19 protein-coding genes and 1 riboswitch are annotated in these 20,022 nt (G+C 70.7%); of the genes, 10 read left to right on the forward strand and 9 right to left on the reverse strand.

All coding sequences use genetic code 11. The features are described from left to right. Positions 1 to 50: 50 nt before the first annotated feature. Entirely contained in the window at positions 51 to 893 is an 843-nt protein-coding gene (locus tag ACWDEX_RS13355) for a GNAT family N-acetyltransferase (RefSeq protein ID WP_450463392.1), read from the reverse strand. 279 nt (positions 894 to 1,172) lie between these two features. Continuing rightward, a complete protein-coding gene (locus ACWDEX_RS13360) occupies positions 1,173 to 1,748 on the reverse strand; it encodes a TerD family protein (RefSeq protein ID WP_450463393.1) in 576 nt (191 codons plus the stop codon). 193 nt (positions 1,749 to 1,941) lie between these two features. Between ACWDEX_RS13360 and arfB the strand changes: the two genes are divergently transcribed. After that, positions 1,942 to 2,403, forward strand: coding sequence for an alternative ribosome rescue aminoacyl-tRNA hydrolase ArfB (arfB, locus tag ACWDEX_RS13365; protein ID WP_450463394.1), 462 nt, complete (start codon positions 1,942 to 1,944; stop codon positions 2,401 to 2,403). Between the two features lie 16 nt (positions 2,404 to 2,419). Here arfB and ACWDEX_RS13370 read toward each other — a convergent pair whose 3' ends face one another. Continuing rightward, entirely contained in the window at positions 2,420 to 2,911 is a 492-nt protein-coding gene (locus ACWDEX_RS13370) for a GNAT family N-acetyltransferase (protein WP_450463395.1), read from the reverse strand. A gap of 59 nt (positions 2,912 to 2,970) precedes the next feature. Continuing rightward, a complete protein-coding gene (locus tag ACWDEX_RS13375; protein WP_450463396.1) occupies positions 2,971 to 3,546 on the reverse strand; it encodes a flavin reductase family protein in 576 nt (191 codons plus the stop codon). A gap of 410 nt (positions 3,547 to 3,956) precedes the next feature. Here ACWDEX_RS13375 and cdgB point away from each other — a divergent pair, with 410 nt between their 5' ends. Next, on the forward strand, positions 3,957 to 5,675 hold the full coding sequence (gene cdgB / locus ACWDEX_RS13380) for a diguanylate cyclase CdgB (RefSeq protein WP_450463397.1): 1,719 nt from the start codon (positions 3,957 to 3,959) through the stop codon (positions 5,673 to 5,675). Positions 5,676 to 5,790: 115 nt separating this feature from the next. Next, a complete protein-coding gene (locus ACWDEX_RS13385) occupies positions 5,791 to 6,714 on the forward strand; it encodes a CBM35 domain-containing protein (protein WP_450463398.1) in 924 nt (307 codons plus the stop codon). A gap of 13 nt (positions 6,715 to 6,727) precedes the next feature. On the opposite strand, the gene ACWDEX_RS13390 is transcribed toward ACWDEX_RS13385, so the two are convergent. The 3 genes from ACWDEX_RS13390 to ACWDEX_RS13400 all read right to left on the reverse strand — a co-directional run bounded on the left by ACWDEX_RS13390 (position 6,728) and on the right by ACWDEX_RS13400 (position 9,876). Beyond that, positions 6,728 to 7,657, reverse strand: coding sequence for a 1-phosphofructokinase family hexose kinase (locus tag ACWDEX_RS13390; protein WP_450463399.1), 930 nt, complete (start codon positions 7,655 to 7,657; stop codon positions 6,728 to 6,730). Positions 7,658 to 7,786: 129 nt separating this feature from the next. Next, positions 7,787 to 8,929, reverse strand: coding sequence for an N-acetylglucosamine-6-phosphate deacetylase (gene nagA / locus ACWDEX_RS13395; protein WP_450463400.1), 1,143 nt, complete (start codon positions 8,927 to 8,929; stop codon positions 7,787 to 7,789). Then, positions 8,929 to 9,876: an ROK family protein gene (locus ACWDEX_RS13400; RefSeq protein ID WP_450463401.1), complete on the reverse strand. Its 948-nt coding sequence runs from the start codon at positions 9,874 to 9,876 to the stop codon at positions 8,929 to 8,931. The genes nagA and ACWDEX_RS13400 overlap by 1 nt, the downstream gene beginning before the upstream one ends. Positions 9,877 to 10,014: 138 nt before the next feature. On the opposite strand from ACWDEX_RS13400, the gene ACWDEX_RS13405 reads away from it, so the two are divergent. Continuing rightward, positions 10,015 to 10,242 carry a DUF3263 domain-containing protein gene (locus ACWDEX_RS13405; protein WP_450463402.1) on the forward strand — a complete coding sequence of 76 codons (228 nt, stop codon included), beginning with the start codon at positions 10,015 to 10,017 and terminating at the stop codon, positions 10,240 to 10,242. A gap of 56 nt (positions 10,243 to 10,298) precedes the next feature. Then, on the forward strand, positions 10,299 to 11,144 hold the full coding sequence (gene otsB, locus ACWDEX_RS13410) for a trehalose-phosphatase (protein WP_450463403.1): 846 nt from the start codon (positions 10,299 to 10,301) through the stop codon (positions 11,142 to 11,144). 68 nt (positions 11,145 to 11,212) lie between these two features. Here otsB and ACWDEX_RS13415 read toward each other — a convergent pair whose 3' ends face one another. After that, entirely contained in the window at positions 11,213 to 12,643 is a 1,431-nt protein-coding gene (locus ACWDEX_RS13415; protein WP_450463404.1) for an alpha,alpha-trehalose-phosphate synthase (UDP-forming), read from the reverse strand. Between the two features lie 100 nt (positions 12,644 to 12,743). Further along, positions 12,744 to 13,715, reverse strand: coding sequence for a glucosyl-3-phosphoglycerate synthase (locus tag ACWDEX_RS13420; protein WP_450463405.1), 972 nt, complete (start codon positions 13,713 to 13,715; stop codon positions 12,744 to 12,746). 192 nt (positions 13,716 to 13,907) lie between these two features. Then, a riboswitch (SAM riboswitch) is annotated at positions 13,908 to 14,051 on the forward strand. 18 nt (positions 14,052 to 14,069) lie between these two features. Here ACWDEX_RS13420 and thrC point away from each other — a divergent pair. The 5 genes from thrC to ACWDEX_RS13445 all read left to right on the forward strand — a co-directional run bounded on the left by thrC (position 14,070) and on the right by ACWDEX_RS13445 (position 19,872). Continuing rightward, positions 14,070 to 15,350, forward strand: a complete 1,281-nt coding sequence (gene thrC / locus ACWDEX_RS13425; protein WP_450463406.1) for a threonine synthase — start codon at positions 14,070 to 14,072, stop codon at positions 15,348 to 15,350. A 203-nt stretch (positions 15,351 to 15,553) separates the two neighbouring features. Beyond that, positions 15,554 to 15,829 carry a MoaD/ThiS family protein gene (locus ACWDEX_RS13430; protein ID WP_450463407.1) on the forward strand — a complete coding sequence of 92 codons (276 nt, stop codon included), beginning with the start codon at positions 15,554 to 15,556 and terminating at the stop codon, positions 15,827 to 15,829. Positions 15,830 to 16,326: 497 nt separating this feature from the next. Beyond that, positions 16,327 to 16,530 carry a cold-shock protein gene (locus ACWDEX_RS13435; RefSeq protein WP_009339379.1) on the forward strand — a complete coding sequence of 68 codons (204 nt, stop codon included), beginning with the start codon at positions 16,327 to 16,329 and terminating at the stop codon, positions 16,528 to 16,530. Positions 16,531 to 16,925: 395 nt separating this feature from the next. Continuing rightward, positions 16,926 to 18,548: a chaperonin GroEL gene (groL, locus tag ACWDEX_RS13440; RefSeq protein ID WP_450463408.1), complete on the forward strand. Its 1,623-nt coding sequence runs from the start codon at positions 16,926 to 16,928 to the stop codon at positions 18,546 to 18,548. Between the two features lie 199 nt (positions 18,549 to 18,747). Further along, entirely contained in the window at positions 18,748 to 19,872 is a 1,125-nt protein-coding gene (locus tag ACWDEX_RS13445; RefSeq protein ID WP_450463409.1) for an NADH:flavin oxidoreductase, read from the forward strand. Positions 19,873 to 20,022: the final 150 nt, after the last annotated feature.

Raw genomic sequence — 20,022 nt, forward strand, 5'->3', positions numbered from 1 at the left:
CGGCAGTCTGCCTGCTGGTAGCAGGTGACCGCTCGGTCGCGTACCAGTGGCTACTCGACCGGCTCGGCGATCAGTGCCGTGGCCACAGTGCGGAAGCCGAGCCGGGCATAGATCCGGGCGACGTCATCGTCGCCCGCGGACAAGAAGATGGTCTCGACGCCTCGCGACCGGGCGTCGGCCACCAGCACTGCGGTGACCGCATGCGCAAGACCCCGACGTCGCGCGGTCGGCAGAGTTCCCACCCCTACGATCTCGGTGACGGCTCCGACCGGCTGGTGCTGACCGGCGCACAGCGCCGTGCTGCCCTCCACCGCGGCGGCAACGCACGTCAGGCCGGCCAGGATGCGTGCAGCCACGCGTTCCACCGATCCGTCACCGGCACGGCCGCGCACCGCCTCGCCCAGTTCCGCCAGGCCGACTACGCCGCCACCGGTGCCCGGCTCAGCGAAAGCCAGGTCAGGAACGACCAGTGCGCTCGGCAGCACGGGATCGTCCGGCCCGACGGTCCGGAACACCACACCGTCGGCCACCTCGGGCACGGCGGGAGTCGGTAGGTCCGGGCCGAGCACCATCAAGGGGTGCTCGTGCACCGCAAGCCCTGCCTGCTCGACCGCGGCCCGCAGCGCAGGCGCGGTCTCGGCGACCCACTCGAAACTCTCCGGGATGCCCAGTTCCCGCTGCCGCGCGCGGACCCGGTTCACATCGGCGGCACTCACCGCTCCGGACCACTCCGGGGTCGGACGTGCGTAGAAGGGCCAGTCCTGCCCCTCTCGTATGAACAGGGTCAGCGGCCCGAAGTCTTCGACCCGGGCGCCGGAGCGGGGAACCGCGTCGTAGTACTGCTCAAGTCGGTCCAGCAGCTCACGGCGATCAACAAGATCCACAGACGTCACGCCGAGCATCCAAGCAGGAGCTCGGGAGCCACTGCCACCGTATTACGTCCTGTCACGGGCCCGAGGGCACCGGCAATGAGCTGCGGTTCACCGTGGCCGAGCTGGACGACTTCGCCCTCGGTCGGGTGAAGCGGCGGGGTCTCACAGTCAGTCGCTCAGCCTGGTGTGCTGCCCGAATCGGCATCACCCCGAACTGGCATGCCCGCTCGGCTGACGAATGCGAGAAAGCTCCCCGGATTCGACGAAGCCGAACCCGGGGGGCTTTCGTGCTGACAGCCGTCAGACGTTGACGCCGAAGTCCTGGGCGATGCCGACCAGGCCCGACGCGTAACCCTGGCCGACCGCGCGGAACTTCCACTCGGCGCCGTTGCGGTACAGCTCACCGAAGACCATGGCCGTCTCCGTGGCCGCGTCCTCCGACAGGTCGTAGCGGGCGATCTCCTGGCCGCCGGCCTGGTTGAGGATGCGGATGTACGCGTTGCGCACCTGGCCGAAGTTCTGCGACCGGTTCTCGGCGTCGTAGATGGAGACCGGGAAGACGACCTTGTCGACGTCGGCCGGGAGCCCCGCCAGGTTGACGTTGATCGCCTCGTCGTCGCCGTCGCCTTCACCCGTGCGGTTGTCACCGGTGTGGACGATCGTGTTGTCCGGGGTCTGCTTGTTGTTGAAGAAGACGAAGTGCTGGTCCGAGTAGACCTTGCCCTGGGGGTTGACCGCGATCGCGGACGCGTCGAGGTCGAAGTCCGTGCCTGTGGTGGTGCGGACGTCCCAGCCGAGGCCCACGGTGACGGCGGTCAGGCCCGGAGCCTCCTTGGTGAGCGAGACGTTGCCACCCTTGGACAGGCTTACAGCCATTGTTGGGAGTCCCTTCCTTCAGTCGCGCGCGGTGCGCTGTATGCGGACTTCGTACGGTCACGAAGCTACCGCTATCGGTAGGAACGCCAAGGAGGGTCCCCAAGGTTCCGTGCTTCTTTACGTTCTTTACCCGTTTGCCGGATCCGCCGAAAACGGGGTGACGGGGATCGGACAGACGCGCGACCATGGAGGCATGTCCGGTCCTTCTCGGGGGTCCGGGGGAGCACCCCCCGGTAAACACAGAATCCGCGGCTCCGTCTCGCTCCCCGAGGCCGAGCTCATGTGGCGTTTCTCGCGGTCGTCGGGGCCCGGCGGACAGCACGTCAACACCAGTGACACACAGGTGGAGTTGCGTTTCGACCTGGCCAGGACCGAGGCGCTGCCCCCGGTGTGGAAGGAACGGGCCCTCGAGCGACTGTCGGGGCGGCTCGTGGACGGAGTCGTCAGCGTGCGCGCCTCCGAGCACCGTTCACAATGGCGCAACCGCGAGGCCGCCGCCGTACGCCTCGCCTCCCTGCTCGCGGAGGCGACGGCCCCGCCGCCCAGGCCCCGCCGGGCGACCCGCATTCCCCGCGGCATCAACGAACGCAGGCTGCGCGAGAAGAAGCAGCGTTCGGAGACCAAGCGGGGGCGGGCAGGGCGGGACTGGAGATAGGGCTTGCCGAGAGGCCTCAGCGCAGGGCCAGCACGCCCACGGTCTCGCCTTCGCTCGTCTCACCGGTCGTCCGGAAGCCGAGCCCGAGGTAGAAGTTCTCCGGACCGTTCGGCCCGGTGTGCCAGGTGACGTACATGTGCTCGCCGCCCCGGCGACGGATCTCGGCGGCCACGGATTCGACGGCGAACCGGCCGTACCCCTTGCCCTGCTCGTCCGCCGCGATGTTCAGCCGCCACAGGCCGGAGCGGAAGAGCGTGCCGTCGCGGTGCCAGTCGATGTCGAAGAAGGCCATGAGGAAGCCCACCGGGCGTCCGTCGTCGACGATCAGGCGCGGCCAGGCGACGCCTTCGGGGTGGACGTACGCCTCGGCCAGTGACTGCATGACGGGGGAGACCGCGAATTCCTGGTCCGGGCGGACCTTTATGCCGACCGCGGCGTCGAAGTTCTGGGGCGTGACTTCTTCGAGACGAGGCGCGGTCGTCGTTGCCGTCTTGGCTGTCGTTGTCATCCGGGCAGAGTAGGCAGGACGATCACGGCGGGCCACGGAATTTCTGCTCATGCCGGGCTTCAGCCGAGGTGCCGGTACCGACCCCGGAAGTACATCAGGGGGCCGCCGTCCACGCTCGGTACCCGGGCCGTGAGGACCCGGCCGATGACCAGCGTGTGGTCGCCTGCGGGCACACGCTGTTCCGTGCGGCACTCCAGGGTCGCCAGGGCGCCGCCGACCAGGAGCGCGCCGCTGGTCTCGCCCCGGACGTACGGGATGTCCTCGAACAGGAGCCGGTCGCTGATGCGGCCCTTCATCGCGAAGCGGCCGGCGATGTGGCGCTGGCTCTCCGAGAGGACGGAGACGGCCCACGTCGGCTGCTCGGCGAGCAGATCGTCCATCCGGGAGCCCTCGCGCAGGCTGACCAGGACCAGGGGCGGGTCCAGGGACACCGACACGAAGGCGGTCGCCGTCATGCCGACGTCCTCGCCGCGCGGCCCGTCCGGCGCCAGCGCGGGCTCCTGTGCGGTCACCAGGACCACGCCCGCGGCCAGCCGGGACATGGCGGCGCGGAACTCCTCGTTGCTCACCCCCTCAGGATGCCCGGAGGTGGACGGGACGGCGGGGATGGTGGGGGCGGACGGAGTCTTCAGCACGCAAGAACGCTAGTCGCCGTCCCCGGGTCGCCACATCGGGCCGTGGGCCGAACCACGACCTAGGACCAGCGGCGGAGCCCGGGGCAGGTCATGTCAACGCCGGAAGCCCAACTCGTCCGAGGTGGAGGCCAGTTGGTGCGGTCCCCCCAGGTCTCGGTGCGCGTTCGGGAAGCACGCGGGAGCTGTGGGAATCCCCGCTCAAGCGCCCACACAGTGTTGTGACTTGAGTCACAGGTGTCGTTATTTGTTGACCCTGTGTACCTAGTGAGGAGCGCACTGTGATTCAGTGGCTGGGACGCTGCAGTGACGCTGCCTACCAGTACGCGGAGTAGTGAGCCGAGGCAGACCGAGAGAACCGCAGAACGCCGACGCGTCCCCGGAGTTGCTGCGAGACCTCGAGGGGAGGGCGAGTGGAGGCCGAATCCGAGCCGTACGTCCGGCTGACGACCCTGCGGCAGCTGCATCGAGTGATGGCGGACATGAACACCGCCCGCAGCCTGGCGGACACGCTGCAGACCGTCGCCGACGGCGTCGTGAGCGGCCTCGGCTACGAACTCGCGGCCGTCAACCTCGTACGCGGTGACGGCGACCTCGTCGTGGCCGCGTTCGCCGGCGACGCCGCCGCCGAGGCGCTGATCACCGGCCGCGTCGGCTCCCGCGCCTCCTGGGAGCGCCGGCTGAGCATGGGCGAGGCCTGGGGAGACCTGCGGTTCATATCGCACACCGAGGGCTGGGTCCTGGACGAGGACGACGTGCCGCAGTGGTTCACCGACGGCCCCGGGCCCCGCTTCGAGGACGAGTGGCACCCTTCCGACCGTCTCTTCGCCCCCATGTACACGCCGACCGGCCCTGGCGGCGCCACCGGTGAACTCATCGGGGTCATCTCCGTGGACCGCCCGCGCAACGGGCGGCGGCCCGGAGCCTGGGGGCGCGAGGCGCTCCAGATGTACGCCTTCCAGGCCGCCATCGCCATCAGCAACGCCCGCCTGCGAGCCAACATGCAGCGGGCCCTGGTCCGGCTGGAGCGGGAGCAGCAGGCCCTGCGCGCCAGCGAGGAGTCCTTCCGGCAGGCCTTCGAGTACGCCCCCTCCGGCATGGCCATCGCCGAAATGGGCGGCGACCAGCACGGGCGGATCCTGCGGACCAACGACGCGCTCTGCCGGCTCCTTGGCCGTCCCGCCTCCGCCCTGCGCCGCTACTCGTTCTCCGACCTCGTCCACCCCGAGGACATCGGCACCCTGCTGCGCACCTCCGGCGAGGGCGGCCGGGCCGAGCTGAGGCTGGGACGCCGGGACGGCACCTACGTATGGGTGTCCCTGCGCAACTCCGTCGTCGCCGACGCCGCCGACGGGCCCCGCTTCCTGCTCACCCACGTAGAGGACATCGAGGAACGCAAACGCCGCGAGCTGCAGCTCGCCCACCGCGCCTCCCACGACTCCCTCACCGGTCTGCCCAACTCCGCCGAGCTGCGCTCCCGCCTGTCCGCCCGCATCTGCCAGCGCCCGCACGCCCTGCCACCGAGCGCGGCCGACTCCGTGGACGCCGCCTACGGGGGCCACACGGCCGGCCATCCGGCGGCGTACGAAGGCGGTGGTGGCCACGGGGGCGACCATCCGGCGGTGTACGAAAGCGGCGCGCACGCCTTCGACCTCCACACCGGTCCCGGCCCGTACGGCGCCTTCGACCACCATGTGCACACCGTCGCGCCGGAAGACGACATCGACGACGGCACCAAGGGGCTCGCGGTGCTCTTCTGCGACCTGGACGGCTTCAAGTCGATCAACGACCGCTTCGGGCACAACGCGGGCGACGCCGTCCTCATCGAGGTCGCCCGGCGGCTCAGCGGCGGTGTGCGCGACGGGGACACGGTCGCCCGGCTCGGCGGCGACGAGTTCGTCGTCCTCGCCGACGGGCTCGGCAAGGCCGACGCCCAGGACCTCGCGGTGCGCCTGCGGAACGAGATCATCCAGCCGATCCGGGTCGAGGGCCGCGCCATGCGGGTCGGTGCCAGTTTCGGCATCGGCTGGGCCCACTGCGGCATGACGGCGGACGAAGTGCTGAAGTCGGCTGACGAACGGATGTACATAGAGAAACGATCTCGTCCCAAACAGCACAGGCGTGCGGGGTAAACCCCAGGTCAGCGAACGGGTGATGGGGAGAACACCTGTGGGGGTTCCGGGAGCGGGTAGGCTCGCCATTCAGCCATATACCCACTGGACCCGCACCTGTTGAGGAGACCAAGGGATGACGCCCGGCGACAACGGCGCGAGCACGCCCGAGGACGACGACCCGTTCGGCTACCTCTATGCCGACGGTCAGGCCAAGGGCGCTCAGCCGCCCACCGGGGGCTACGGCTACCCGGGCTCCGTCAACAGGGTGCGCGCGGTCGGTCAGCGCCAGTACGGCCAGCCGCAGGCCGCCCCCGGCCAGGCGCCCCAGCAGCCGTACGGCCAGCCCAACGCCCACTACGCGGCACCCGAGACCATGCCGGGCGGCGCGCCGCCAACCCGGCAGGCGCCGACGGGTCCGGGCGGCAACGGACGCGGTCGCGGCCCCAACACCAAGGGCCTGCTGATCGGTGCGATCGCGGTGGTGGCCGCGGTCGTGATAGGTATCAGCGTCGCCATGATCGGCGGGGACCCGAAGAACGACGAGACCGACAACCGGCCGTCCGCCGGCTCGACGGCCACCCAGAGCACCGAGCCGAGCCAGTCCGCCACCCAGAAGCCGACGCAAAGCGCCGAACTCCCGAAGGCCGACGCGAAGGACCTGAAGCCGGAGGGCGGCGCCGGCCCGTCGTCCGAGATCAAGGGTGCCAAGGCTGACGGCGGGACCTATGTGGACGGCTTCAACCAGGTCGGTGCCGCCGTGACCTGGAGCGTGGACGTCCCCTCGACCGGCAAGTACACGCTGTACGCCAACTACGGCGTGCCGGGTGTCGACGCCGACGCCACCCTGGCGATCAACGGCACGCCGCAGACCACTCCCATGAAGCTGAAGAACTGGGCGGGCGCGTCCGAGGGCGACTGGGAGAAGGGCTGGACGAAGACGTACAACTGGATCCAGCTCAACAAGGGCACCAACACGATCCGGATCTCCTGCGAGCAGGGGAACCAGTGCGACGCCAAGCTCGATCAGGTGTGGTTGGCGGAGGGCTGGAAGAAGTAGCGGCCCAAGGGGGTCACGCCGCCGTCGCCTCCCCCGTCACCACCACCCGCTCCAACAGCTCCTCGTAGGTCTGGCGGTCGAACTCGCCCGCCACGGGCGCCACGACGGTCGCCGCGGACAGGGCCACCGCCCGGGACAGGCGCCCTGGCCAGGACAGGTGTTCCACCAGGCCCGACAGCAGGCCCGCGACCACCGCGTCGCCCGCGCCCGTCGGATTGCCTCGGACGCGGCGCGGCGGGGCCGCGCGCCAGCGGCCCTGGGTGTTCACGATGAGCAGGCCCTGAGCGCCCAGCGAGGCGACCACCGTGTGCGCCCCGCGGCGGCGGACGTCCTGAGCGGCCTGCAACGGCTCGTGGGAGCCGGTGAGTTCGGCCAGCTCGTCGGCGTTCGGCTTGACGATGTCCGGGCGGGCGGCGACCCCGCGGCGCAACGGTTCGCCGCTCGTGTCGAGCAGTACGGGCACGCCCACCGTCCGTGCGGTGCGCACCAGTTGGGCGTACGCCCCCACTGGCACCCCCGGCGGCAGACTGCCGCACAGGGCCACCGCCGAGGCGGAGCGCACCAGGTCCTCGTACGTCTTGAGGAAGGCCGACCACTCGGCGGGCGCTATCACCGGGCCCGGCTCGTTGAGCTGGGTGGCGTCGCCGGTCGTCTCGTCGACCACCGCGATGGTGCGCCTCGTCGCGCCCTCGACCGGGGTCAGCGCGTCCACGATGCCGGGCGCGTTGGCGAGTCCGTCCTTGAGGGAGCGGCCCGTCGCGCCGCCCGCGAAGCCGGTGGCGGTCACCTCGTGGCCGAGCGTGGCGAGCACCCGGGCCACGTTCAGGCCCTTGCCGCCGGGCCGTTCGGTCACCTCCGTCACCCGGTGCGAGGTGTGCGGCCTCAGTGCCCGTACGCGGTAGGTGATGTCGAGAGCGGTGTTCAGCGTGACCGTCAGGATCACCCGGTGGACCTCCCTCGCATGAGGATCGTGCTTGGCGCCGGCGCGGCGCGGGCGGCACGATCATGCCAAAAGACATGGCGGTCGGCCCAGACCCCCGGGGCAACCGCCGCACGTCAAAAGGCGGAGAAATCAGCCCAGTTGCGGATCGACCACCCACTCGCCCCGGCGCATCACGCCCTTGAGGCCGAACTCCGCGTCCAGCAAAACCAGGTCGGCGTCCTTGCCGGGCTCAAGGGAGCCCACCCGGTCGTAGAGGCCCAGCAGCTTCGCCGGGCCCGCGGAGATGGCGGCGACGACGTCCTCGACCGGAAGCCGGTCGACCGTGACGGCCCGCTGGAACGCCCGGTCCAGGGTGAGCGTCGAACCCGCGATCGAGCCGCCGTGCACCAGCCGTGCCACGCCCTCACTGACCTCGACCTCCAGCGGGCCGAGCATGTAGCGGCCGTCGCCGATGCCGGCCGCGTCCATCGCGTCCGTGATGAACGCGACCCGTCGCGCACCCGCGTGATGGAACGCGAGCTGGAGCGAGGCCGGGTGCAGATGCGTGCCGTCGTTGATCAGCTCGACCGTGACCCGCTCGTCCTCCAGGAGCGCGGCGACGGGGCCGGGGACGCGATGGCCGAGCTGCGGCATCGCGTTGAACAGGTGGGTCGCGACCGTGGCGCCCGCGTCGATCGCCTCCACGGTCTGCTCGTACGTCGCGTCCGTGTGCCCGATCGCCGCGATCACGCCGTGCTCGGCGAGCAGCCGCACCGAGTCGATACCGCCGGGCAGTTCGGTGGCGAGCGTGACCATCTTCGCCCGGCCACGGGCCGCGTCGATCAACTTGCGCACCTCGGCCGGATCCGGGTCGCGCAGCAGTTCCTCGGAGTGCGCGCCCTTGCGGCACGGCGAGATGAACGGCCCCTCGAAGTGGATGCCGGCGACGTCGCCCTGCTCGGCCAGTTCGGACAGCAGCCCGGCCTGGCGGACGAGGACGTCCATGTCGTCGGTGACGGTCGAGGTGACGAGGGTGGTGGTGCCGTGCGTCCGGTGGGTGCCGATGGCCGTCAGGACCTCGTCGGCCGTGCCCGAGAACGACGCGCCGCCGCCGCCGTGGTTGTGGATGTCGACGAAGCCGGGGACCAGCCAGTGCCCGGTCGCGTCGATGATCTCAGCGTTCTCATGGGTGCGCTCCGCGATCCGCGTGCCCTCCACGACGACGCGGCCGTCGTCCACGATTCCGGTGGGCAGTACCACCCGGGCACCGGCGAGAACCTTGCTAGCGGCCATCAGGGGGTTACCTCCGGGGAGTCAGCGGTTTCGTCAAGGAGATCCCAGGCGAGGAGTCCCGCGCCCAGGCAGCCGGCCGCGTCACCGAGGGCCGCGGGGACGACGGACGGCAGCTTCTGGAAGGTGACGCGCCGCCGCACGGCCGCGCGCAGGGGGCTGAACAACGTCTCCCCGGCCTCGGCGAGCCCGCCGCCGATGATCACCGTGCGTGGGTCCAGCAGGGTGAGCGCGGTGACGAGACCGTCCGCGAGGGCGTCCACGGCGTCCTGCCAGACCTTCCGGGCCCGCGGATCCCCGGACTCCACGGCTTTCGCGCAGTCGGCCGCGTCCGCCTCCAGGTCGCCGGAGGCCTCGGCCCAGGCCTCGCTGACGGCAGCCGCGGACGCGTACCGCTCCAGACAGCCGTGCTGCCCGCACGGACAGGGCAGCCCGCCGGGCCGTACGACGACATGGCCGATCTCGCCCGCGAAGCCGTGCGCCCCGGCCTCCACCCGGCCGCCGATGCCGATGGCGCCCGCGATGCCGGTGCCCAGGGGAACGAACAGGAAGCGGTCCGTCCCCCGGCCCGCGCCGATCCGGCCCTCGGCGAGCCCGCCGGTGCGCACGTCGTGCCCGAGCGCGACGGGCACGCCGTCGAGACGGCGGCTGAGCAGGGCGCGCAGCGGTACGTCGCGCCAGCCGAGGTTGGCCGAGTAGGCGGCGATGCCGAGGTCGGCGTCGACGATGCCGGGGACGGCGACGCCCGCGGCGGCCGCGGAAGCACCGAGGTGCCGTTCGCCGTAGGCGCGCAGATCGGCGGCGAAACCGAGGATCGACTCCACCACGGCGTCAGGCCCGCGCTCGCGCCCGGTCGCCCGGCGCGCCTGGTGCAGCAGCTCGCCTCCGGCGCCCACCAGGGCGGCCTTCATCCCGGTGCCGCCCACATCGAGGGCGATGACATGTCTCACGGGTGACAGTGTGGCGCCTTGACCCGAAAGAGGTCTAGTCCACTCATGTGGTGTAGACCATATGTCGGCATTGCGAACCGTTCACCATCCCGGCGGCCGGCCGGGGCCCATGTCGGCCCAGCCGGTTACGGTTCCTCCATGGACGACCTCACCCCCCGCGAAACGGCCATCCTCGCCATGGAGGGGCGCAGCTTCTCCGGGCCGGGGGCGAAGGAGCGAGCCATCCGCGAGCAGCTCGACCTGGCCCCCGTCCGCTACTACCAACTGCTCAACGCCCTCCTCGACGACCCCAGGGCCCTCGCGCACGCCCCGGTCACCGTCAACCGCCTCCGCCGCATCCGCGAGTCCCGCCGCACGGAACGCTGACCACTTCGCCGCGCACCCCCGGGGTGCGCCCGGCCCCGCACCGCTACTGTCGATCCATGGGCAGCCACACGGACTCCTTGCCGACGCCCGCGACTCCCGCCGGGCGTGACGGTCTCGACGCCATCCTCGAACGGCCCGGCCGGGCCGTCCTCGCGTTCGACTTCGACGGGACGCTCGCCCCGATCGTCCCCGATCCCGACCAGGCCCGCGCCCACCCCGACGCGGTCCCCGCCCTCGCGGCGCTCGCCCCGAAGGTCGCCTCGATCGTGGTGATCACCGGCCGCCCCGCCGGTGTCGCCGTCCGCCAGGGCGGCTTCGCGGGCGTACCCGGTCTCGAACACCTCGTCGTCCTCGGGCAGTACGGCGCCGAACGCTGGGACGCCCGCACCGGCACCGTCACCTCCCCCGCCCCGCCCCCCGGCGTCGCCGCCGTCCGTGCCGAACTGCCCGGTGTCCTGGACGGGATCGGCGCCTGGCGGGGGACCTGGATCGAGGAGAAGGGGCGTGCGCTCGCCGTCCACACCCGTCGCGCCGAGGACCCCGAGGCCGCCTTCGAGGCCCTGCGCGAACCCCTCACCGACCTCGCCGCCCGCCACGGCCTGATCGTCGAACCGGGCCGCCTGGTCCTGGAACTGCGCCCGCCGGGCGTGGACAAGGGCGTGGCCCTGCTGGAGTACGTCCGCGAGACCGGCGCCGAAGCGGTCATGTACGCCGGCGACGACCTCGGCGACCTCGCCGCCTTCGCCGCCGTCGACAAGCTCCGCTCCGAGGGGGGCGCGGGCCTGCTCGTCTGCAGCGGCAGCGACGAGGTCACGGAACTGGCCGGACGGGCGGACCTGGTGGTGGACGGCCCGGCGGGGGTCGTACGGCTCCTGAGGTCACTGACGCACAGGCTCGGCTGAGAGCGACCCGACGGGGCGCGGGGGAACGGCGCGCGCAACCCTCGCCGGCCCGCGCCCGCGTACGGCCCTCACTCGTCCAGCGCGGCCAACTGGTCCAGGAACCACTGGCCGGGCGGCAGCGCCGTGGCCCGAGCGGCCAGCGCCTTCGTTCGCTCGGCGCGCTCCCCCGCCGGCATCGACAGGGCCTGATGCAGCGCCTGAGCCGTGCCCACGATGTCGTACGGGTTCACGGTGACCGCGTCGTCGCCCAGCTCCTCGTACGCCCCCGCCTCTCGCGAAAGCACCAGCGCGCAGCCCTCGTCGGAGACCACGGGGACCTCCTTGGCGACCAGGTTCATGCCGTCCCGGATGGGGTTGATCAGGGCCACGTCCGCCAGCCGGTACGCGGCCAGCGAGCGCGCGAAGTCGTCCTTCACATGCAGTTCCACGGGGGTCCAGTCCGGCGTGCCGTAGCGGGCGTTGATCTCCTCCGCGACACGCCGGACCTCCGCGGTGTACGCGCGGTAGACGGCCAGGTCCTGCCGGGACGGGTACGCGAAGGCGACGTGGACGACCCGTTCCCGCCACTGCGGACGCGCCTGGAGCAGCTCCTCGTACGCCAGCAGACCCCGCACGATGTTCTTCGACAGCTCCGTGCGGTCCACCCGCACGATCGTCTTGCGGGGCGTTCCGTCGGGCGCCCGGCCGATCTGCCGGCGCAGCACGGCCAACCGCTCGTCCACGTCCGGCCGGTGCGCCCGCTCCCGCAGGAAGTCCGCGTCCGCGCCCAGACCGTGGACACCGATGCGCGTGCCCGAGGGGATTCCGGGGCCGAGCACCGCGTGACAGCAGTCGGTGAACGCGTCCGCCCACCGCCGAGTGAGGAAAGCCGCCCGGTCCGCGCCCAGGATCCCGCCGAGCACCTGCGCCGCGATGTCGTCCGGCAGCACACGGAAGTACTCCGGCGGCGCCCACGGTGTGTGCGAGAAATGACCGATCCGCAGGTCGGGCCGCAGGCCGCGGAGCATCCGGGGGGCCAAGGCGAGGTGGTAGTCCTGGATCAGGACCGCCGCGCCCTCGGCCGCCTCCTGGGCCAGCGCCTCGGCGAACGCGCGGTTGTACGCCTCGTACGACGCCCACTGCCGACGGAACTCCCTGTCGAAGACCGGCTCCAGCGGCGTCTGGTACAGCATGTGGTGCACGAACCACAGCATCGAGTTCGCGATGCCGTTGTACGCGTCCGCGTACACCCCCGGGTCGATGTCGAGCATGCGCACGCGCTGCCCGCCGGTGTCCGACGGGTCCAGCGCCCCGCCCGTCCGGCGCACGGCCTTGCGGTCGCCGTCGCTCAGGGCCGCGCAGACCCAGACCGCCTCCGCGTCCGGGCCGATCGCCGACAGGCCGGACACCAGCCCGCCCCCGCCGCGCCTGGCTGTGAGCGCCCCCGTCTCGTCCAGGGCGTACGAGACCGGGCCGCGGTTGGACGCGACAAGGATGCGAGCGCCGTGCGTGACAGCCATGCCACGAAACCTAGCCCGGCCCCGAAACGCTCAAACGTGCGGTTCGGCCGTCTGCGGAAAGCCCTGAGGAGGTGTACCAGCCGCGCGCCCGGCGGGAGGCTCAGGCCGCCTTGCGCTCCACGTACTCCTCGATCTCCGCCATCGGCGGCCGCTCCTCGGTGTCCACCGCGTAGGTGCGCGGCTCGAAGCCCTTCTCGCCCCGTTCGAACTGGGTGAGGGAGGGGCGGATCAGATGACCGCGGGCCAGGCGGAGTTGCGCGGTGCGGTAGATCGCGGCGGCCATCCGGCCCAGCGCCTGGCCGTCCTGGTGGCGGTGCTTGCGCACGCCGACGTCGACCTGGGCGAGGGCGTCAAGGCCCACCAGGTGCAGCGCGTCCACCAGCATGCCCAGCTCCACCCCGTATCCCACCGGGAAGGGGAGCCGTTCCAGCAGGGAGCGGCGGGCGGCGTACTCGCCGCCGAGCGGCTGCACGAAACCGGCGAGCTGCGGCCAGTGCATGTTGAGCAGCGGTCGCGCCATCAGCTCGGTGACCCGGCCGCCCTGGCCCGCCGCGGTCATCCCGGAGCCGGGATCGTCGGACAGGGCCAGCGGCCGGTCGTACATCGCTTTCACGAGGTCCACGCCCGGGTCCGTGAGCAGCGGGCCCACGATCCCGACGACGAAGTCCGACGAGAACTCCCGCAGGTCCGCGTCGACGAAGCAGACGATGTCACCGTGGGTGACGAGCAGGGAGCGCCACAGGACCTCGCCCTTGCCGGGCACGGCCGGTATGCGCGGCAGGACCGTGTCGCGGTGCACCACTCTCGCGCCGGCCGCCGCGGCCACCTCGGACGTGCGGTCCGTGGAGCCCGAGTCGACGACGACGATCTCGTCGACCAGCCCGGTCCGCTGCATGAGGTCGCGGCGGATGACGGCGACGATCTCGCCGACCGTCTCCTCCTCGTCGAGTGCCGGCAGTACGACACTGACCGACGAGCCCGAGGCCTGTTTCGCGGCCAGGATCGCGTGAAGCGGGCGATCGGCCACGGACCAGGAGCGCGTGCTCAGCCAGCGCTCGACTTCTTCCAGCACGATCTCCGGCTCCTCACATTCGTACGACTGGGGTCATGAAGGGTCTCTTCAAACAAGTGTCCGCATGGCCCATCTCGCGCATCGGACGACTATCTCAACTCTCCTGGCCTTCGGTTACAGTCTTGGACAACGCCGGTGACCTCCCGATGTCGGGGGTCGCCGTTTGCACATACCAGTGAAACAACCGCATACCGCTCATCCAGAGGGGCAGAGGGAAACGGCCCGGTGAAGCCCCGGCAACCCTCCAGTCGGTTCTCGTCGTTCATCGCGAGGCTCCCGGCTAGGGAAGGTGCCAAATCCGTCTCATGGCGAAATGCGTCATGAGGAAGATGAGGAGAAAGGGCCTCGCCTGACATGGCTGCACCGACAGTTGCAAGCATCACGAATCCCGTGGATCTCGGACCCGCCGCGGCCCTCTCCTGCCGCGAGTGCGGCCACCGGGTGCCGCTCGGCCCGGTCTTCGCCTGCGAGGAGTGCTTCGGCCCGCTGGAGATCGCGTACGACTTCTCGGACTACGACACCGAGCGGCTGCGCAAGCGGATCGAGGCGGGCCCCGCGAACATCTGGCGCTATGCCCCGCTGCTGCCGGTCCCGGCGGACGTCGCCGTCAAGCCGAACCTCAACCCCGGCTGGACCGAACTCGTCAAGGCCGACCACCTGGCGCGCGAGCTGGGCGTCACCGGCGAGCTGTACGTGAAGGACGACTCCGGTAACCCGACGCACTCCTTCAAGGACCGCGTCGTCGCCCAGGCACTGGAGGCGGCGCGCGCCTTCGGCTTCACCACCCTCTCGTGCTCCTCCACCGGCAACCTCGCGGGCGCGGTCGGCGCCGCCGCCGCCCGCGCCGGCTTCCGCTCCTGTGTCTTCATCCCGCACGACCTGGAGCAGGGCAAGGTCGTCATGGCCGCGATCTACGGCGGCGACCTCGTCGGCATCGAGGGCACCTACGACGACGTGAACCGCTTCTGTTCCGAGCTGATCGGCGACCCGGCCGGCGAGGGCTGGGGCTTCGTCAACGTCAACCTCCGTCCGTACTACGCGGAGGGCTCGAAGACCCTGGCGTACGAGATCGCCGAGCAACTGGGCTGGCGGCTGCCCGACCAGATCGTGGTCCCGGTCGCGTCCGGTTCGCAGCTCACGAAGATCGACAAGGGTCTGCGGGAGCTGATCGAGCTCGGGCTCGTCGAGGACCGGCCCTACCGGATCTTCGGGGCGCAGGCGGAGGGCTGCTCGCCGGTGGCCGCCGCGTTCAAGGCGGGCCATGACGTCGTACGTCCGCAGAAGCCGGACACGATCGCCAAGTCGCTGGCGATCGGCAACCCGGCGGACGGTCCGTACGTCCTCGACATCGCGCGTCGCACGGGCGGCGCGGTGGAGGACGTCACGGACGCGCAGATCGTCGACGCGATCAAGCTGCTCGCCCGCACCGAGGGTGTCTTCGCGGAGACCGCGGGCGGTGTGACGGTGGGCGTGACGCGCAAGCTCATCGAGAACGGCGTCCTCGACCCCACGAAGACGACGGTCGTCCTCAACACCGGCGACGGTCTCAAGACCCTCGACGCGGTGGCCGATACGGGACCGACCGCGACGATCCGTCCGAACCTCGACGCCTTCAAAGAGGCCGGCCTCGTCTGACGGCCCACCCGTCACCCGACCACCACCCCCTCAACGAGCCCGCTTCGCGAGCGCGCGTCTCCCGTCACCCGACCACCACCCCTCAACGAGCCCGCTTCGCGAGCGCGCGTCTCCCGTCACCCGACCACCACCCCTCAACGAGCCCGCTTCGCGAGCGCGCGTCCTGCGCCCACCAGCCATACCCAGACCGGAGGTCACACCACATGAGCGTCACCGTCCGCATCCCCACCATCCTGCGCACCTACACCGGCGGCCAGGCCGAGGTGACCGCCCAGGGCGCTACCCTCGCCGAAGTCATCGACGACCTGGAGAAGAACCACGCCGGGATCGCCGTCCGCGTCCTCGACGACCAGGGCAAGCTGCGCCGCTTCGTCAACGTGTACGTGAACGACGACGACGTCCGCTTCGAGCAGGGCCTTCAGACGGCGACGCCGGACGGCGCGGGCGTCTCCATCATCCCGGCCGTCGCCGGCGGCTGACGGTCACCCGGACGTGTGATCCCAGCCCTCGGCCGATGCCGGGCATCGGGGGTCCGTCGCGCGTGACGGCCGTGCCCTCGACGCGGTGCCTTCTTCGTCGGAGAAGCGGTGCCCTCTCCGTAAGAGAAACGGAGAGGGCAATTCCGCGGGGTTAAGCACGGTACAGTTGGGGAACGTGCTCGCATTCTCTTCGCCGGGCACCCCCGTTTTCTGCCTTGCTTCCGACAAGAAGTAGCCAAAGTGCGCGGGGATTTTGCGCCATTCGCTCTGTTTGCGAGGCCCGACTTGCCCTGAATTCGGGCGAATTCTCCGTACATTTCCGACCGGTCGTGCCCGGATTTCTCGTCCGACTGACCTGTTGCAGACGGCAGTTGGACAGATACATTCAGCCGCGGTCGACGCGTTCCGGCGCACGCCCCCAACCGTTGGGGGGTGAGGTCTGACCCGGGTCCGCGAAGTGTGGATCTGTGCAAGGGCCAGTAATAGGGGAGTTAGGCATGGCTCAGGGCACCGTCAAGTGGTTCAACGCGGAGAAGGGGTACGGCTTCATCGCGGTCGACGGTGGTGCGGATGTTTTCGTCCACTACAGCGCCATCCAGATGGACGGCTACCGCACTCTGGAAGAGGGCCAGCGGGTCGAGTTCGAGATCTCGCAGGGTCAGAAGGGTCCGCAGGCGGACATGGTTCGCCTGGCCGGCTGAAATACGCGCCGACGACTGAACTGTTCGACGTGTCGAGGGGCTCGTATCCCACCAGGGGTACGAGCCCCTCGGTCTGCCCGGGACCGGCCGGCCGCCTGCCCGGCCGACACCCGGCCACCACCCCTCAGCGAGCCGGCTTCGCCGGCGCACCTTGCGCCCGCCCGTCACCCGGCCACCACCCCTCAATGAGCCCGCTTTCGCGGGCGCACCTTGCACTCGGAGGGGGCGAGTGCTAATCATTGGCGTTAGCACTCTGAAGGTGAGAGTGACAAAGAAGGACCGGGTCGGTGAGGCCGCGGGCCGGGTGGGGCAAGGAACCACCGGCCGGGGCCGTCCGTCGCGGGCGCGGGCGCGGTCCGAAGTCATCACCCCCAGTCCTGGGAGGACCACTTCACATGGCCAAGATCATCGCGTTCGACGAGGAGGCGCGGCGCGGCCTCGAGCGCGGCATGAACCAGCTCGCGGACGCCGTCAAGGTGACGCTCGGCCCCAAGGGCCGCAATGTCGTCCTCGAGAAGAAGTGGGGCGCCCCCACGATCACCAACGACGGCGTCTCCATCGCCAAGGAGATCGAGCTCGAGGACCCGTACGAGAAGATCGGCGCCGAGCTGGTCAAGGAAGTCGCCAAGAAGACGGACGACGTCGCCGGTGACGGTACGACCACCGCGACCGTGCTCGCCCAGGCGCTGGTCCGCGAGGGTCTGCGCAACGTCGCCGCCGGTGCCAACCCGATGGCCCTGAAGCGCGGTATCGAGAAGGCCGTCGAGGCCGTCTCCGGTGCCCTGCTGGAGCAGGCGAAGGACGTCGAGACCAAGGAGCAGATCGCCTCCACGGCCTCCATCTCCGCCGCCGACACCCAGATCGGCGAGCTGATCGCCGAGGCCATGGACAAGGTCGGCAAGGAAGGCGTCATCACCGTCGAGGAGTCGCAGACCTTCGGTCTGGAGCTCGAGCTCACCGAGGGCATGCGCTTCGACAAGGGCTACATCTCGGCGTACTTCGCCACCGACATGGAGCGTATGGAGGCCGTCCTCGACGACCCGTACATCCTGATCGCCAACTCCAAGATCTCCAGCGTCAAGGACCTGCTCCCGCTCCTGGAGAAGGTCATGCAGTCGGGCAAGCCGCTGCTGATCATCGCCGAGGACGTCGAGGGCGAGGCCCTGTCGACCCTGGTCGTCAACAAGATCCGCGGCACCTTCAAGTCCGTTGCCGTCAAGGCCCCGGGCTTCGGCGACCGCCGCAAGGCCATGCTCGGCGACATCGCCATCCTCACGGGCGGCGAGGTCATCTCCGAGGAGGTCGGCCTCAAGCTGGAGAACGCGACCCTGGACCTCCTGGGCCGCGCCCGCAAGGTCGTCATCACCAAGGACGAGACCACCATCGTCGACGGTGCCGGCTCGTCCGACCAGGTCAACGGCCGCGTGAACCAGATCCGCGCCGAGATCGAGAACAGCGACTCCGACTACGACCGCGAGAAGCTGCAGGAGCGCCTGGCGAAGCTGGCCGGCGGCGTGGCCGTCATCAAGGCCGGTGCCGCCACCGAGGTGGAGCTCAAGGAGCGCAAGCACCGCATCGAGGACGCCGTTCGCAACGCGAAGGCGGCCGTCGAGGAGGGCATCGTCGCCGGTGGTGGCGTGGCCCTGCTGCAGGCCTCCCAGGTCTTCGAGAAGCTGGAGCTCGAGGGTGACGAGGCCACCGGTGCCGCCGCCGTCAAGCTGGCGCTCGAGGCCCCGCTGAAGCAGATCGCCGTCAACGCCGGCCTCGAGGGCGGCGTCGTGGTGGAGAAGGTGCGCAACCTGACCCCGGGTCACGGCCTGAACGCCGCGACCGGCGAGTACGTCGACCTGGTCAAGGAAGGCATCATCGACCCGGCGAAGGTGACCCGTTCCGCCCTGCAGAACGCCGCCTCCATCGCCGCGCTGTTCCTCACCACCGAGGCCGTCATCGCCGACAAGCCGGAGAAGGCCGCCGCGGCCGCTCCGGGCGGCATGCCGGGCGGTGACATGGACTTCTGATCCTTCTGAGGATCGGATCCGTCCGTCACGTACCGAGGGCGGCACTCCCTGGAGACAGGGGGTGCCGCCCTCGGGCGTATCCGGGATCACACCGCGGCGGGACGCCGATGCGGAATGCCATGGTCCACGGGGCCGTTGGACCAGTGAACATGCGCATGCATATGTCCGGCGTACCCGTACCTCGGCAAGGAGTCCCCACGTGACCGTCACCGCTTCGCCGTCCCGCGCGGCCGAGATCCTCTCCCGCCCCGCCACGATCAACGGCCTGACCGTCCGGAACCGCATCGCGATGGCGCCCATGACCCGCCAGTTCTCGCCCGGCGGCATCCCGGGCGAGGACGTCGCGTCGTACTACGCGCGCCGCGCGGCCGCGGACGTGGGCCTGATCATCACCGAGGGCACCTACGTGGGCCACGCCTCGGCCGGTCAGAGCGACCGCGTCCCGCGGTTCCACGGCGAGGAGCAGCTGGCGGGCTGGGCGAAGGTCGCCGAGGCGGTGCACGCGGCGGGCGGCGCGATCGTGCCGCAGCTCTGGCACATCGGCATGGTGCGCAAGGCCGGTGACCCGCCGTACGCGGACGCGCCGGCCGTCGGCCCGTCGGGCATCCGCCTCGACGGCACCGAGGGCACGGGCAGGGCCATGACGCGGCAGGACCTCGACGACGTGATCGGAGCCTTCGCCGAAGCCGCCGCCGCGGCGGAGCGGATCGGCTTCGACGGCGTGGAGGTGCACGGCGCGCACGGCTACCTCGTCGACCAGTTCCTGTGGGCCGGTACCAACCGGCGCACGGACGCGTACGGCGGCGACCCCGTGGCCCGTACCAAGTTCGCGGCGGAGATCGTGGCGGCCGTGCGGGAGGCGGTCTCGCCCGATTTCCCGATTCTCTTCCGCTACTCCCAGTGGAAGTCGGACAACTACGACGCCAGGCTCGCGGAGACCCCCGAGGAGCTGGAGGCGATCCTCACCCCGCTCGCCGCGGCCGGTGTGGACGCCTTCCACGCCTCCACGCGCCGCTACTGGCTGCCGGAGTTCGACGGCGCTGACCTCAACCTGGCGGGCTGGACGAAGAAGCTCACGGGCAAGCCGGCGATCACGGTCGGCTCCGTGGGCCTGGACGGCGACTTCATCCGCGCCTTCGCGGGCGAGGGCGCCCCGGTCAAGGGAATCGACAACCTCCTGGACCGGCTGGAGTCCGAGGAGTTCGACCTGGTCGCCGTCGGGCGCGCACTGCTCCAGGACCCGCGGTGGGTGGCGAAGGTCCTCCAGGGGCGCTTCGACGAACTGAAGTCGTACGACGCGGCGGCGCTGACGACGCTGAGCTGAGCCGTACACCCTCACGAGGCACGACCACCCCGTCGACCGCCGTCCTTCCGACCTCCGTTCAGAGTGTGTCGCAGGTCACATCCGACCCGTGTCACGTCCGGGCCGCCTGCTCCCATCTGGTGGGCGTCAGCAAGCGGGCAGAGGAGGACG

The sequence above is a fragment of the Streptomyces sp. NPDC001020 genome, assembly GCF_053599115.1.